This is a genomic window from Methylomonas sp. BW4-1 (genome assembly GCF_052474385.1).
Window position 1 is genome coordinate 4,062,870 of the sequence record NZ_CP184125.1, and the last position, 15,184, is coordinate 4,078,053.

Annotated in this window: 16 protein-coding genes; 8 read left to right on the forward strand and 8 right to left on the reverse strand. The window is 52.2% G+C overall.

What is annotated here, in order from left to right:
• Positions 1–165 precede the first annotated feature (165 nt).
• Positions 166–1,215 carry an NAD(P)-dependent alcohol dehydrogenase gene (locus ACH5Y9_RS18860; protein ID WP_445367167.1) on the reverse strand — a complete coding sequence of 350 codons (1,050 nt, stop codon included), beginning with the start codon at positions 1,213–1,215 and terminating at the stop codon, positions 166–168.
• Between the two features lie 135 nt (positions 1,216–1,350).
• Between ACH5Y9_RS18860 and ACH5Y9_RS18865 the strand changes: the two genes are divergently transcribed.
• Positions 1,351–2,052, forward strand: coding sequence for a class I SAM-dependent methyltransferase (locus ACH5Y9_RS18865; protein WP_205452855.1), 702 nt, complete (start codon positions 1,351–1,353; stop codon positions 2,050–2,052).
• Positions 2,053–2,175: 123 nt separating this feature from the next.
• Here ACH5Y9_RS18865 and ACH5Y9_RS18870 read toward each other — a convergent pair whose 3' ends face one another.
• From ACH5Y9_RS18870 to ACH5Y9_RS18890, 5 genes are read right to left on the reverse strand one after another with little or no spacing between them, the layout of a single operon-like run.
• Positions 2,176–2,421 carry a YfhL family 4Fe-4S dicluster ferredoxin gene (locus tag ACH5Y9_RS18870; protein ID WP_171696737.1) on the reverse strand — a complete coding sequence of 82 codons (246 nt, stop codon included), beginning with the start codon at positions 2,419–2,421 and terminating at the stop codon, positions 2,176–2,178.
• 2 nt (positions 2,422–2,423) lie between these two features.
• On the reverse strand, positions 2,424–2,909 hold the full coding sequence (coaD, locus tag ACH5Y9_RS18875; RefSeq protein ID WP_171696738.1) for a pantetheine-phosphate adenylyltransferase: 486 nt from the start codon (positions 2,907–2,909) through the stop codon (positions 2,424–2,426).
• 26 nt (positions 2,910–2,935) lie between these two features.
• On the reverse strand, positions 2,936–3,520 hold the full coding sequence (rsmD, locus tag ACH5Y9_RS18880; RefSeq protein WP_445367168.1) for a 16S rRNA (guanine(966)-N(2))-methyltransferase RsmD: 585 nt from the start codon (positions 3,518–3,520) through the stop codon (positions 2,936–2,938).
• A gap of 1 nt (position 3,521) precedes the next feature.
• Positions 3,522–4,820, reverse strand: coding sequence for a M16 family metallopeptidase (locus ACH5Y9_RS18885; protein WP_445367169.1), 1,299 nt, complete (start codon positions 4,818–4,820; stop codon positions 3,522–3,524).
• A complete protein-coding gene (locus ACH5Y9_RS18890; RefSeq protein ID WP_445367170.1) occupies positions 4,810–6,180 on the reverse strand; it encodes a M16 family metallopeptidase in 1,371 nt (456 codons plus the stop codon). The genes ACH5Y9_RS18885 and ACH5Y9_RS18890 overlap by 11 nt, the downstream gene beginning before the upstream one ends.
• Before the next feature lie 107 nt (positions 6,181–6,287).
• Between ACH5Y9_RS18890 and cyoE the strand changes: the two genes are divergently transcribed.
• Both cyoE and ACH5Y9_RS18900 read left to right on the forward strand, forming a co-directional pair.
• Positions 6,288–7,178, forward strand: a complete 891-nt coding sequence (gene cyoE, locus ACH5Y9_RS18895; RefSeq protein WP_445367171.1) for a heme o synthase — start codon at positions 6,288–6,290, stop codon at positions 7,176–7,178.
• Positions 7,175–8,173, forward strand: coding sequence for a glycosyl transferase family protein (locus ACH5Y9_RS18900; RefSeq protein ID WP_445367172.1), 999 nt, complete (start codon positions 7,175–7,177; stop codon positions 8,171–8,173). The genes cyoE and ACH5Y9_RS18900 overlap by 4 nt, the downstream gene beginning before the upstream one ends.
• Before the next feature lie 25 nt (positions 8,174–8,198).
• Here the strand turns inward: ACH5Y9_RS18900 and ACH5Y9_RS18905 are convergent, their stop codons facing one another.
• Complete coding sequence (locus tag ACH5Y9_RS18905; protein ID WP_445367173.1) at positions 8,199–8,831, reverse strand: PilZ domain-containing protein; 633 nt, start codon at positions 8,829–8,831, stop codon at positions 8,199–8,201.
• Between the two features lie 66 nt (positions 8,832–8,897).
• Between ACH5Y9_RS18905 and ACH5Y9_RS18910 the strand changes: the two genes are divergently transcribed.
• The 3 genes from ACH5Y9_RS18910 to ACH5Y9_RS18920 all read left to right on the forward strand — a co-directional run bounded on the left by ACH5Y9_RS18910 (position 8,898) and on the right by ACH5Y9_RS18920 (position 11,192).
• Positions 8,898–9,488: a transglycosylase SLT domain-containing protein gene (locus ACH5Y9_RS18910; protein ID WP_171696745.1), complete on the forward strand. Its 591-nt coding sequence runs from the start codon at positions 8,898–8,900 to the stop codon at positions 9,486–9,488.
• Between the two features lie 36 nt (positions 9,489–9,524).
• A complete protein-coding gene (locus tag ACH5Y9_RS18915) occupies positions 9,525–10,010 on the forward strand; it encodes an FKBP-type peptidyl-prolyl cis-trans isomerase (RefSeq protein ID WP_192392074.1) in 486 nt (161 codons plus the stop codon).
• Between the two features lie 855 nt (positions 10,011–10,865).
• Positions 10,866–11,192: a hypothetical protein gene (locus ACH5Y9_RS18920; RefSeq protein ID WP_445367174.1), complete on the forward strand. Its 327-nt coding sequence runs from the start codon at positions 10,866–10,868 to the stop codon at positions 11,190–11,192.
• 492 nt (positions 11,193–11,684) lie between these two features.
• Here the strand turns inward: ACH5Y9_RS18920 and ACH5Y9_RS18925 are convergent, their stop codons facing one another.
• The gene (locus tag ACH5Y9_RS18925) at positions 11,685–12,260 is read right to left on the reverse strand and encodes a chemotaxis protein CheD (RefSeq protein WP_033158609.1); all 576 of its coding nucleotides are present in this window, start codon (positions 12,258–12,260) and stop codon (positions 11,685–11,687) included.
• A gap of 415 nt (positions 12,261–12,675) precedes the next feature.
• On the opposite strand from ACH5Y9_RS18925, the gene rlmKL reads away from it, so the two are divergent.
• A complete protein-coding gene (gene rlmKL / locus ACH5Y9_RS18930) occupies positions 12,676–14,871 on the forward strand; it encodes a bifunctional 23S rRNA (guanine(2069)-N(7))-methyltransferase RlmK/23S rRNA (guanine(2445)-N(2))-methyltransferase RlmL (RefSeq protein ID WP_445367175.1) in 2,196 nt (731 codons plus the stop codon).
• Positions 14,868–15,140 carry an acylphosphatase gene (locus ACH5Y9_RS18935; RefSeq protein ID WP_205452831.1) on the forward strand — a complete coding sequence of 91 codons (273 nt, stop codon included), beginning with the start codon at positions 14,868–14,870 and terminating at the stop codon, positions 15,138–15,140. Before rlmKL ends, ACH5Y9_RS18935 begins: the two co-directional genes overlap by 4 nt.
• The last annotated feature ends 44 nt before the right edge of the window (positions 15,141–15,184 follow it).

Consider the following 15,184-nt stretch of genomic DNA (forward strand, 5'->3'; position numbering starts at 1 on the left):
CAAGAAAAGTGAGAGAAGGTGATTATAGGTCAAATGTTTTGCTAGGGATGCGGATAGGCCAAAACCTGGGCCATCCGGCATTACGAGGACTCATCGCTAATCCAGTTTAGCAACTGGGCTCCCGGCGGCCCGGGAGCGACGATATTTAGGAGGTTGGGTAGTGCGTCAGCCCGGCAGGGTTGCCATATCGATCACAAAGCGGTATTTCACGTCGCTTTTCAACATACGTTGATAGGCGTCATTGATGCCGGCCATCGGAATCAGCTCAATATCGGAAACGATGCCGTGCTCGGCGCAGAAATCCAGCATTTCCTGGGTCTCACGGATGCCACCGATCAGCGACCCAGCCAGTGCGCGGCGACGGAATATCAGATTGCCGACGTTCGGCGAGGGATGCGGCTCGGACGGTACGCCAACCAGACACATCGTGCCGTCGCGCTTCAACAGGCTTAAATATTGATCCAGATCGTGCTGCGCGGCGACGGTATTTAATATGAAATCTAAGCTGTTTAGATGCTTTTCCATTTCGTCGGCGTGTTTGGAAATTACCACTTCGCTCGCCCCCAAGCGTTTGGCATCGGCTTCCTTGCCTGGCGATGTCGTAAACAGCACGACTTCCGCGCCAAAGGCATGGGCAAACTTCACGCCCATATGCCCCAGCCCGCCCAGACCGACGATGCCAACCTTATGGCCCTTGCCGATTTTCCAATGCCGTAATGGCGAATAGGTCGTGATGCCGGCGCACAGCAGGGGCGCGACCGCCGCCAACTCCAGCTTATCGGACACATGCAACACAAAATCCTGATCGACCACAATCTGATTCGAGTAGCCGCCGTAAGTCATTTTGCCGGTATGTTTATCCGGACTGTTGTAAGTGAACACTGTCTGGTCGCAAAACTGTTCCTGATGATCAAGGCAATCGGGACAGACGCCGCAGGAATCCACCATGCAGCCTACCCCGGCCAAATCACCCACCTTAAAATGAGTCACTTGGGAGCCGACTTCCACGACCCGACCGACAATTTCGTGGCCCGGCACTATCGGAAATGTCGTGCCGCGCCATTCGTTGCGTACTTGATGCAAGTCGCTATGGCAAACCCCGCAATACAGAATTTCGATACGCACATCCTCGGAACCGGGTTGCCGGCGTTCGAAATGAAACGAGCGTAGCGGCGTTTGCGGGTTATAGGCGGCATAGCCAACACTTTTGAGCATATCGATCTCCTAAGAATAACGTTTTAAAACGGATCATTACCACTGCTCTTGAATGCGTGTGTAATAATTGAAAGAAAAGGAAACTTTAATTTTGTTTAATGGACTTTAGCTTAATTATTCGGTTGGGAGTAACAAGTGATCCATAACGTAGCAGAAACGGTTTTTGGACATGCCGGATGGCGTGATCTGAGAAATAACATTAATCTCTGGATACAATTCCTAACAAATTTTCGCCGACGACTGATTTCTAGGGGAAAACTTAAAAAAGCGAGTGGAAATCAACTTCTAATTAACTTCGGTTGCGGAAACCTTGCAAAAGAAAACTGGATCAATATAGACATGACGGACAGCCAGGGTGTCTACTTTCATGACTTGCGTAATCTTATTCCGCTGAATAGTCAATGTGCTAAGCACATTCATTGCGAACACTTTCTAGAGCATTTGGAATACTCCTATGCGAAAAAATTACTTAGAGAGTGCTATCGACTACTCGAAAATGGCGCCACGCTCAGACTAATCGTGCCCGACGCTGAAAAATACTTGAAAGCTTACTGCTTTGACGACAAAGAATTTTTCGAACAACTTAAAAATTTGGGAGGCAGCCCAAAGCCATACGACACAAAAATGGAAATCATTAACCAAATGTTCCGAATGGACGACGACCACAAGTTTGCCTGGGATTTCGAAACGTTGAAGCTCGCTTTATCGGAAGCTGGTTTCACGCAGATCAATCGCTCCGAGATAGGCGATATTGAAGCTCAATACAACATTGATGGTACCGACTGGTGGCGTCCCGTAGAGAGTTTATATATTAATGCCACTAAATCTAATACCTAAAAACGAGTTATCGAAAGAAAAATAACGAGCTCATCAAAAAGCATTTGTTTCATCGTTCTCGTAAAACCTAGCCCCCCACATTCGGGCGCGGGGGGCTAAGAGTTTTTCGAGGCAGTCCAGTTGTTAACTTGTCAGTTTCAAATACTTCTTGTACAGGCTGTCCTTGTCCTCGACCACATCCGGATCTTTATCGATACAATCCACCGGACAAACTTCCATGCACTGCGGCTTGTCATGATGACCGACGCACTCGGTGCATAGGGACGGGTTGATCACGTATATATCATCGCCTTGCGAAATGGCGCCGTTCGGGCACTCCGGTTCGCAGACATCGCAGTTGATACAGTCGTCGCTGATAATGAGCGCCATAATTACTCCTCGGAAAATTTTTCGGTTAAGCGTTGTTTGACCACATCAGGCACGAAGCTGGACACATCGCCGTTCAATTGGGCGATCTCGCGGATCATGCTGGACGAGATAAATTCGTATTGTTCGGCCGGGGTCAGAAACACCGTTTCAATATCGGGCGACAAACGGCGGTTCATGCCGGCCAATTGAAATTCGTATTCAAAATCGGACACCGCGCGCAAGCCGCGGATGATGACGCTGGCTTGATGTTGCTTGGCACATTCGACCAACAAGGTGTCGAAGCCAATCACGCGGACGTTGCTGAACTCGGTGACCACTTCCTGAATCAACGCCACGCGCTCTTCCAAGGAAAACAGTGGCTGTTTGCCGCGACTGACGGCGACGGCAACAATCACATGTTGATAAAGCCGGGAAGCGCGGTGGATCAAGTCCAGGTGACCATTGGTGATGGGATCGAAGGTGCCGGGATAAATCGCGGTAATGTTCATCGGCTTTGGAAACAGGCAAAAGCGGCTTATTTTAAACCATTCGCCACAGCAAAAGTATCCGATTGCTTTTGCAGCAGGTGGTAGCTGACTTCGCCGGCCGTCTTGGCTTTCAACAATCGCCAGCCGGCCGGCAGATCATCCAACGGCCGCTTGCGCTCACATTCCAGATAGATTTTGGCGTAATCGGCCAGCCAGCCTTGGGCGTCCAATAGTCGGCAGGTCTGCCCGATCAAACCTTGCCCAAACGGCGGATCGAGGAACACCAAGTCGAACGGTTGAGCCGGCGCGTTTAGAAATTGCCCAACGTCTTGCTGCACCACCTGAATCTGTGTCGCCGCCAATTTGGCGATGTTCTCGCGCAGCTTTTGGCAACTGGCAGGGTTGTTTTCCACTTGCACCACGTGCTTGGCACCGCGCGAGGCGGCTTCGACGCCCAGCGCGCCGCTACCGGCGTACAAATCCAGGCAACGGCTATTCAGAACATCAGCTTGCAGCCAGTTGAACAAGGTTTCCCGCACCCGCGACGGCGTCGGCCGCAAACCGGGCGCGTCGTCGAATACGATTTGCCGGCTGCGCCAATCGCCGCCGATGATGCGGATTTGGTTAGACATTTTATTTACCGGCACCGACCGTTACAGTTTGCAACAACTCCGGTTTTACCCGGCGCTTGAACGCATCCTTGATTTGCTCGATGCTGACAGCTTCGACATTGCTCTGAAAGGTATCCAGATAGTCCAGCGGCTGCTGATAAAAACCAATCATCGCTACGTAATCGGTCAGCTTGCTGTTGGTATCGAAGCGCATCGCAAAACCACCTGTGATGTTTTGCTTGGCGGCGGTCAATTCCTTATCGCTGGGGCCTGTATCCAGAAACTCGTTGAAGGTCTTCAGCAACACATCCAAGGCCTGCTCGGTTTGATCGTTGCGGGTTTGCAAACTCATCATGAACGGGCCTTGGCGATACATCGGAGCGAATACGCTGTAAGCACCGTAGGCCAAACCGCGCTTCTCCCGCACTTCTTCAAACAACCGGGAAACCATGCTGCCGCCACCCAAAATATGGTTACCCACATATAGAGCAAAATAATCCGGGTCCTTGCGATAGGTGCCGGGCAAGCCAACCAGTACGTGGGTTTGCGTGGACGGAAACTCGATGTGCTGCTTGCTGGATTTGCTGGGCATCGTCACCACCGGAATTTCGGCAGGCTTGCTGCCGACCGGTAACTTGCTCAGTAACTGGTTAGCGGTCTGCTCTGCTTGCTCGCGACTGACGTCACCGACGATAACCACCATCGCGTTGGCGGCCACATAGTATTTTTGATAAAAATTTTTCAGATCATCGGCGCTAAATCCGGCCACAGTTTCCACCACACCTGTTTCTGGATGGGCGTAGGGATGATCGCCGTAAAGCGCTTTATTGAAAGCAAGGCCGGCCAGCTCCCCGGGCGATTCTTCCCGGTGTTTCAAGCCGGCCAGCGTGCGGGCTTTTTCCCGCTCGAAATCGGCTTGGTTAAAGGCCGGTTTGCTCAACACGGTTCCGAAGGTAGCCAAGGCTTTGTCGAACAAGGCTTGTTCGGTCAGCGTCCGTATCGCCAACCAGGCCATATCCTCGTTGACACCGGCTGAATAATTGGCGCCTACGGATTCGAAGCGCTGGGCGATGTCGTCAGCGCTCAAATTGTCGGCACCGCTGTCCAGCAACGCGGAAGTCAGCGCGGCGAGACCGAACTGCGCCTCGTCACGGGCGCTACCGGCATCGAATACCACTCGCACATCGACCATCGGCAAGCCGGCGGTGCGCACGTAGTAAACCCGGCTGCCTTGCGGGGTTTGCCAGTTTTCGATTTTGGCGGCGGACCAGACGGTCTGGCTCAACAGCAATAGTGCCAAACCAATTAAATTAAAACGCATGATGGCCTCCTATGGCTTTTGCAGGTTTGGCGGCTTGGGTGATCGGTTGCGGGTCGAGATAGGCGACGGTGAGCGTGTCTTCGATCAAGTATTTACGCGCCACTTCCCTGACCTGCTCGGCGGTGACTTGATTGATCTTATCGACATACTCGTCGGCTTTTTGCCAACCGATACCCACGGTTTCCAGCGTGCCCAATTGCATGGCTTGATAGAAGTTGGAGTCTTTCTGATACACCGCGCTGGCCAACACTTGCGCCTTGATGCGTTGCAATTCATCCTTGTCGATCAACTGGTTCTTGAGTTGATATACCTCGTCCAGCAAAGCATATTCCAGATCAAATACGGTTTTACCTTCGGCGGGGGTGGCTTCCAACAGGAATATCTCGGGCAAGCGCGAAGTGAAGTCGTAACCCGCACCGGCCGATACCGCGATTTGCTTACCCCTGACCAGACGCGAAGACAAGCGGGCACTATCACCACCGTCCAGCACACCCGCCAGCACTTCCAGCGCGTAGGCCTCCCATTCCGGCTTGGCGGTTTTCAGTACCGGCACTTTATAACCCATCATCAGATAAGGCAGTTTGGCGGGGGCTTTCACGGTGATGCGCCGCACACCTCTCTGTTCGCTTTCATCCTGAGGCTTTACCGGCTTCAACACGCTGGGTTGCAGCGGCGCAAAATATTGCTCGGCCAGCTTTTCGACTTGCAACGCATCGACGTCACCCACCACCACCAGCGTGGCATTATTGGGTGCGTACCATTGTTGATACCAGGCTTGCAGGTCTTCGACTTTATAACTGGCGATGTCGGACGGCCAACCGATAACCGGGTTTTGATATGGGCTGTTGGTGAAAGCCGTAGCCATGAATTGCTCATGTACTTTCGAACGAGGCTGATCGTCGGTGCGCATGCGCCGTTCTTCGGTCACTACTTCCAGTTCTTTTTTCAGTTCCTCGGCTTTTAAGTCCAGATTGCGCATCCGGTCGCTTTCCAGTTTAAAGCTGATTTCCAGACGCGATTTTTCCAGGGTTTGGAAGTAAGCCGTGTAATCCTGACCGGTAAAGGCATTCTCGTTACCGCCGTTTTCGGCGATGATCCGGGAAAACTCGCCGGCCGGATATTTTGCGGTGCCTTTGAACATCATATGTTCCAACATATGTGAGATACCGGTGATGCCACCGGGTTCATAGCTGGACCCGACCTTGTACCAAACTTGCGATACTACCACCGGCGAACGATGGTCCTCCTTTACCAGCAGTTTCAAGCCGTTGCTAAAAACATGTTCGTGTACCTTGCCGGCCTCGGCATGCGCCGCGACAGCAGGGCAAAGCAGCGCTAACGCCGCGAGCCTATAGTTCATAAATCCCTCGTTGACTAAAAGATGGTGAGCGCTTGTGATTATTTTAATAATCAATGGTTCACTGTTATTCTATATGTTTAAAGACCCGCAAATCTATTTGGTACTTGATGACCGACATCACCTCCGCGCTATCCTGGAAAGACTACTTAGAACTCTGTAAGCCCAGAGTCGTGGCATTGATCGTGTTTACCGCCATCGTCGGCATGTTGCTGGCTGTGCCAGGGATGCCGCCGCTGGATAACTTTTTCTACGGCAGCATAGGCATCGCCCTGGCGGCATCCTCGGCAGCGGCGATCAATCATTTCATCGACCAAAAAGCCGATGCGCAAATGGGCCGCACCAAGAATAGACCACTACCCACCGGTCATTTGAACTCTCATCAGGTATTGGTATTCGCCAGCTTTATCGGCCTTGTAGCGATGGCGATATTGACCATCAAAATCAACGTATTGACCGCCTTTCTGACCTTTTTGTCACTGATCGGCTACGCGCTGATTTATACGGTATACCTTAAAAAATTAACGCCGCAGAATATCGTCATCGGCGGCGCGGCTGGCGCAGCGCCACCGGTACTGGGATGGGCGGCAATTACCGGCGAAGTACATCCGCACGCTTTATTGTTGTTTTTGATTATCTTCGTTTGGACCCCGCCGCACTTCTGGGCTTTGGCGATCGCTAAGCGAGACGAATACGCCAAAGTTGCCATCCCGATGCTGCCGGTGACGCATGGCGTCGAATTCACCCGGCTACAGATTCTGCTTTACACCATTTTGTTGCTGATTAGTACGCTGCTGCCCTATCTCACCGGCATGAGCGGTGTTATTTACCTGTTGGCCGCCGTGGTATTGGGCTTGGGTTTTATCTATTACGCCGTGCAAATGATGCGTAAAAAAGACAATAAAACTGCAATGCGCACCTTCGGCTACTCCATTATTTATCTGATGCTGATTTTCGCGGCATTGCTGATCGATCATTATTTTCCACTGTCATTCTCATGAGCTTGTTGACCCAGGAACATCCGTTCGCGGAATTTATCAAGATACTTGGTAAAGGCAAAAAAGGCGCCCGCCCTCTGACCCAAGACGAAGCCTACCGGGCAATGCAAATGATCTTGGCCGACGGCCAGGTCGAGCCGATTCAACTCGGCGCATTTTTGATGCTGATGCGGGTGAAGGAAGAAACCTGCGAAGAGCTAGCCGGCTTCGTGCAAGCCGCGCGGGAAAGCTTCGCCTTCGAATCCAAAGTAGCTGTCGATCTGGATTGGTCGTCCTACGCAGGCAAACGCCGCCACTTACCCTGGTTTTTATTATCCACGCTGCTGCTGGCCGAGAACGGCATCAGGGTCTTCATGCATGGCGCCGGCGGTCACACCCAAGGGCGTTTATATACCGAAAACGTGCTGCAAGCCCTAGGCATTAAGGCCGCAGCCTCGATAGCAGAAGCCGGTCAGCAATTGCAGCGCGACAATTTCAGCTATCTGTCGCTGGCATATATCTGCCCGAAACTGTACGACATGATCAATCTGCGGCCGACTATGGGTTTACGTTCGCCGGTGCATACCCTGGTTAGATTGTTGAATCCGTTCGATGCCACGGCCAGCATTCAAGGCATTTTTCATCCCAGCTACCGACAGGTTCATCAAAAAGCCGCGTTGCTGCTGGATCAGAAAAACATGGCGGTGTTAAAAGGCGAAGGCGGCGAAACCGAACGGAATCCAGACGTCGAGTGTCTGGTGCAAAGTGTCAATAACGGCGAACTTAACGACGAAACCTGGCCGGCCTTATTCGAACGCCGGCACATGAAAGCCGAAGACATGGACCCGCAGTTATTGGCGCAGTTCTGGCGCGGCGAGGTTAACGACGAATTTGGCGAGGCAACCGTGATAGCGACTGCCGCCGTTGCGTTGAAGCTGCTGGACAAAGCCGATGACCAAGCACAAGCTCAGCAATTGGCAACGGAATTTTGGCAGGCGCGTAACCGGCAACGTTTTTGAGTGGCCGACGGTTTAACCCGCAGTTCTAGCCGGCTTCCAGAGGCGGGTAGCTAAAGTTTGGAATACCCTTGATATAGTCACGCTGCAAATGCAGATACTGCAAGCCCATCAGCGTGGAAATATCGTCGTGATCGACCCAAACCACCTTAACCTCGCCTTCCAGATTCAAGTGCTTGTAATCGAATTTGGCCACCGTACCGTCCGCCACTTCAATTCTGCCCAGCATGCGTATCATCAAACCGTCCACCGAGACATTTTCGGTATTGAACGCATAATCATTGCCGTTGAAGACAATATGCCCGGGCGCGGTCATGTTTTTGCGGTAGGCGCGGCGGCTGTAGAGTAAATTATCGGTATCGTAAGACAAGTTGCGAAACTCGATGGCAATTTCAAATCCGCCCTCGGTAGCTTCAGCGCGCACCATTTCCGCCTCTCCAGCCAAGCGCATGCTCGGCAGATAAAAATCGACTATCGGCGAAACTTGCAAAGCATTAAAAATGTCTTTGACGCCATTGACCTGCGGCTCGACCTTCAGCACTGCCAGCAAGCCGGAAAGCGACAGATTGACGACCCAAATTTCGTGCTCTTCAAAGCCCAAATACAGCAATCCTTGGCTAGCCAGGTTTTTGCGATAGGCGCGTTTTTCGGTTGTTGGCATAATAATCCTTCTGTTTGGCAGGGCTTTTTAAAGGTAAATCCTTTTAGCAATCTAATTTATTGGGATATGAAAAGCAGATTAATTTGTCTGGCTAGTCTAGCCGTTTTATCGGCGTGTACAACCATGCCACCAAAAAACCCGGAAAATATCTGTCAAATCTTCCGGGAAAAAGACGATTGGTATCAAGCAACCTTAAGCTCCGCGCGGCGCTGGGGCGTGCCCATTGCGGTGCAGATGGCGATCATCCATCAAGAATCCAGCTTCGTCGCCGACGCCCAACCGCCCCGGCCATTGATTCTCGGCTTTATCCCTTGGTTTCGTTCCAGCAGCGCTTACGGTTACCCGCAAGCCAAGGACGAAACCTGGGCGGACTATCAGCAAAAAGCCGGCAACGGCTGGGCCGATAGAGAAGATTTTGCCGACAGCTGCGACTTTGTGGCTTGGTATTGCGCCACCAGCAACCGCAAGCTGGGCATCCCCACCTCAGACGCCAACAATCTGTATTTAACCTATCACGAAGGCTTAGGCGGCTATCAGCGCAACAGCTTTTTATCCAAGCAATGGCTGATGAATACCGCGCAAAAAGTCCATCAACGCGCCTTGCGTTACGACGCGCAACTGGCAAGTTGCCGGCAGGAGTTGGAACAAAAAAACTGATAAACTAGCCGCCCCAATCATCTATCGGGAGTTTTCATGAAATCCACGAAACAACGTGTCATCGCCATTTTAATCGCATTTATTACAGGATTTGCTATGTTCTCACTGGCCAACGCCAACGCCCCAACCCCAGCCGAAAATAAAGCAGCCGGGGAAAAATTTCTGGCCGAAAACGCCAAAACCGCCGGCGTGGTAACCACCGCCAGCGGTCTGCAATATGTGGTCTTCACCGAAGGCACCGGCGCGCAACCCAAAGCCACCGATAACGTCACCGTCCATTACAAAGGCACCACCATCGACGGCAAGGAATTCGACAGCTCCTACGGCCGCGGCGAACCCGCCACTTTCCCATTGAACCGCGTCATCGCGGGCTGGACCGAAGGCGTGCAATTGATGAAAGAAGGCGCGAAATACCGTTTCTTTATTCCTTCTAACCTGGCTTACGGCGAGCGTGGCGCGGGACGGGATATTGGGCCTAATGCGGCGCTGATTTTTGATGTTGAGTTGATTAAGGTCAACTGAGTTTGTTTTGTCTTTTTAACTAACGGTTGTTTGTTGGCTTAAGACTTTATTGAGGTGTCGCTAACGCGACGGTTTGATTTAATGTCGGTTCTCGGACCGACAACCGAGACACTTTCTTTTGCTCCGCCAAAAGAAAGTATCCAAAGAAAAGGCGGCCCGGACGCCGCTTATTCCCTGCGCTCCTCGCTTTTGCCGGGGGTTGACGAAAGGGGCTTCCTGCCCCTTCGTCAACGCGCCGCATCCCTGCGGCGCCCCTTCGGGCTGATCCCGTCAAAAGCTCCGGTGCTCGGCGCGGCATACGGGATAAACCCACCCCATAATCCAACATCAAACCAACTTACGTCGAGCGTCATCCTTAAGTATGCTGGAATATTGTTTTGGCTCGAACAAAATCTGAATCCTTTTTCCAGCTAGACTTCCCCCTAAATTGACATAACATGTATATCACCCAATTCAGGGAAGTATCCATAAACTATCTAATCACTTGTTAGGCATGCCACTTTGGCCGCTTATTTTTCTAAGGAGAAGGAAATGAAACAACTTGTGTGCGCTGTCCTTTTGATGTTTTGTATTACTGCTTACGCCCAAGCTTGGCGCGATTGTGTTCCAAATTCTATAGGCCCAGGTGGTTGCGATTCAATTGGGCCTGGAGGTGGCCAGTCAATTGGCCCCGGTGGCGGTCAATCAATTGGTCCTGGCGGTGGCTTGTCAATTGGCCCGGGTGGGGGGCAGTCCATTGGCCCAGGCGGCGGTCAATCAATTGGCCCCGGTGGAGGGAAAGCGCTAGACCGTGATAGAACAAGAGGGCTCAACACCGACACTATGCGTCCATACAACGACTATGAAAACAGATAAATGAAACAAGTTTTTCCGGCTTTGAAACGACTGTTTTCACGAAAGCAGAGTGACCAAGACTGGTCGAAATATATTGGCGACATTCCACAAACTCGGAAGCAACGACTATTAGAGGAATGCAAGAGACACGATGTTTCAATCCACATTGACAATCCGTCTGAGCAATCATCTGGCATCTACGCAGATTTTCGAGGTGTTGCCTCCGAAGCTGAACTGGAACAACGTCTAAATGCGAAAAAAGCTGTTGGTCAATCCAATCGTGCAAATATTATTGCAACCATCGCTCTTATCGTTTCAGTTATAGCTTTAGTAAAGTCATTTCTATGAACAATAAGCCCAACTCATCAATCCACCCGACACTACGCGATAAAGCCACAAAGCTCGGTAGGTCCGATTAGCGCAGCGTAATCGGACGCATGTTGAATTAAAGCCCATCTAGGGTATGCCCTGCCAAAGAATGCTTGGAATACTCCTCCTTCCTCCGAATACGCTTCGCTATTCGGAGCTACTCCATCACATCCAAAAGTATTGCGAAAGCTTTCAGGCTTGCTAGTGGGTGTCTCCCGTATGCCGCGCCGAGCACCGGAGCTTTTGGCGGGATCAGCCCGTAGGGGCGCCGCAGGGATGCGGCGCGTTGACGAAGGGGCAGGAAGCCCCTTTCGGCAACCCCCGTCGAAAGCTCCGGAGCGCAGGAAACAAGCGGCGTCCGGGTGTCTTTTCTTTTGGATACTTTTCTTTGAACAAGCAAAGAAAAGTATCGCGGCTGTCGGTCCGCGAACCGACATTCAAAAAAACCGTCGCGCCAGCGACACAAACTACCTAAGCCAACACCCTAGCAAACAGCCTGTGAGAATATTCCTGCTCCCGCTGTAAGATAGTTTCGTTTTTTATATCCTTGAGCTTTTTCACCAACACCTCCCCCGTTTCCGGAAAGAAATACACCTTGCGGGGATAGATACCGAGCATGTCGTCAGCGAGGACCGGAATGTTCCGGCCGGCCAGATAACTGCGTAAAAACTGCGCACTACGCGCGCCGACATTGTTGCGTTGCATGCCGTTAAGAATGTTACCGCCGCCAAACACTTTGGCTTCCAGCTCGCTCTCTTCCGCACCCATGCCGACCAGGTGCTTGATGAAATTGTCCATGCCGTTACTAGCCATGTTCTCCATGCGTTGATTGAGCGGCTGGTCTTCGTTGACGTTCACCACCATGAACTGATACATGCCGCCTATGCCCCGCCGCCTATCTCGAATACAGGCAATCACGCAGGACCCCAACACAGTAACAATAAGCTCGCCGGAATTGGTGACACAATATTCGCCGGGAGTGATTTTGCAGGCGCGGATACGTTGGTGCGGGTCGTAGTAGGTTTCGGAGTATTTTTGCGGGTGCATAGCCAGGACCATCTTGAGAGTTGCAGAACATTAATACTTATGAAGCAATAAGCCGGCCACTATAAAATTTGGTTTCCACCTCAAATCTTTAGCATTTCAGCGCGCGACCTTGCCGAAGCGATTGTAAACCGCTTCGACAACTATTGATTGATTGGGTATCTGTCTCAGCGCGCCGAGACACAAGCACCCGGGCTATCGACAGTCAGAACGAGCAACGTGCCGGAGTGGTGCGTAGCGCTCGCGATTGGCGCACTTGCTATTACCCCAACCCAAGTCATCACCGGCATATCGTTCGGCAGACCGGGCGAACGATGTCGAATGGAACCGTGGTTTGCAATTTTGTTATAAAAATATCCGCCGCAGTCGCAGCACATTTTAGTATCCTAGCCAGCCATTCCGTACCCAGCCGTCAACCATGAGCCAATACCCACTTTTTGCCACCACGCCTAAAGCGATGGAAGGCATCCTTGCCAACGAAATCAAAGCCCTGGGCGGCCAAAACGTCCGCGAAAAAATGGCCGGCGTGGCTTTTGAGGGTGATTTGGCACTGGCTTACCGGGTTTGCCTTTGGTCGCGCACCGCCAACCGGGTGTTTTTGCCGCTGAGCAGTTTCGAGGTCAAGTCCCAGCAGGATTTGTACGATGGCGTCAAAAAGATCAACTGGTTCGAACACATCAAACCGGACGACAGTCTGGCGGTATCGTTTAGCAGCAAAAACAATCCCGCCATTAACAACACGCATTTCGGCGCCTTGAAGGTCAAGGATGCCATCGTCGATCAGATGCGCGCCAAGTTCAACAAGCGACCCAATATCGACACCGACCGACCCAGCATTCGCGTAAACGTGTATTTGCAAAACGAAACCGCACAACTGAGCCTGGATTTGTCCGGCGAGAGCTTGCACAAGCGCGGCTACCGCGACGTCAACATCGCCGCGCCCATCAAGGAAAACCTGGCGGCGGCGATTTTACTGCGCGCCGGCTGGCCGAAAATCGCCGAACAAGGCGGATCCTTGCTCGATCCGATGTGCGGCTCAGGAACGATGCTGCTAGAAGGCGCGATGATCGCTGCAGACTATGCACCGGGTTTGCAGCGTGATTATTTCGGTTTCCTGGGTTGGAAAAAACACGATGCGCAGTTGTGGCAAAGCCTGCTCGACGAAGCCAAGCACCGCCGCGATATTGGCTTGAGCAAAATGCCGGTCATCGTCGGTTTCGATCAAGACCGGCGCACCGTGGTAGCCGCCTTGCAGCATGTTGAAAACGCCGGCTTGGCGGGCAAGATTCATATCGAACGGCGCGACATCGCCGATGCGACAGCGGCGGAAAGTTGGCCCAAGGGCTTGATCGCCTGCAACCCACCTTACGGCGAACGGCTGGGCGACGAGGCGGAAACCTCCGAGCTTTACCGCCGTTTCGGCGAGGTGCTGAAACAGCGCTTCGTCGGCTGGCAGGTGGCGATGATCATCAGCAACCCTGAATTGGGTTTTAGGCTGGGCGTGCGTTCGCAAAAGCCCATCACCTTGTTCAACGGCGCGCTGGAGTGCAAATTGCTGCGCTTTAATATCGAAGAACAAACCTTTTTCGAGCCCAAGGCCAAATCCCAGCAAGAACGCATAGCCCAAATCAGCCGGCGCACCGAAACCGAGCAGCCCGACAATCAGGCGGAGATGTTCGCCAATCGCCTGCGCAAGAATCTGAAAAAAATCGGCAAATGGGCCAAGCAAAACCAGGTCAGTTGCTACCGGCTGTACGATGCCGATTTGCCGGAATACGCGGTGGCGGTTGACGTTTATCAGGGGGACAAGACTTGGGTCAACGTCCAGGAATACGAATCGCCGAAAACCATAGCCCCGGCCAAAGCCAACCAACGCCTGGCCGGGGCGATGGTGGAAATTCCCAAAGTATTGGAGATACCCAAGGAGCAAGTGTTTCTAAAAATCCGCCGCAAGCAGAAAAGCACCGATCAATACGAAAAGCAAGGCGAATCCGGCCGCTTTCATGTGGTCGAAGAAGGCGGTTGCAAGTTTTGGGTGAATTTCGAGGATTATCTGGATACCGGTCTGTTTCTGGACCATCGGCCGATTCGGTTGATGATACAAAAGCAAGCCAAGGGCAAGCGCTTCCTGAATCTGTTTGCTTACACCGGAAGCGCCAGCGTGCATGCGGCAGTCGGCGGCGCGGCGTCCAGCGTCACGGTCGATATGTCCAACACCTATCTGGACTGGGCCAAACGCAATTTTGATTTAAACGGCATCCAAGGTGATCACAAACTGCTGCGTGCCAATTGCGTGGAATGGCTGGCGGAACAAGCCAGCGCCAAAGACAAAGTGCAGTTCGATCTAATCTTTCTCGACCCGCCGACCTTTTCCAACTCCAAGAAAATGGACGAAGCCTTTGATATTCAGAACGATCATTTGCATTTGCTGCGCAATGCCGTAGCTTTGCTGGCACCGGAAGGCGTGCTGTATTTTTCCACCAACTTCCGCCGCTTCAAATTGGACAAACAGGCCTTGGCGGATTTGCAGATAGAAGACATCAGCGCGAAAACCATTCCGGAGGATTTTGCCCGAGATCAAAAAATTCATTATTGCTGGAGGATTACGCGATGAGCGAGTGTCTACACATCATCGTCAAGGGCCGGGTCCAAGGCGTGTATTTTCGCGCCTATACCCAGAAGCAGGCGGTGAAGTTAAATGTGAAAGGTTTTGTCAGAAATCTGGCCGACGGCTCGGTGGAAATCATCGGCAACGGCCATCCTGACGACCTGCAAAAACTGGTGGCGTGGTGCCATAAAGGGCCGATGTTGGCCAAAGTCTCCGAAGTAATCGTCAATCCACATGCTGCAAGCGAGCATTTTGAGTTGTTTGAGATTAGGTAATAGGATTCTCTGTTGCCCCTCGCCGCTGCGTTGCTGAATGGTGA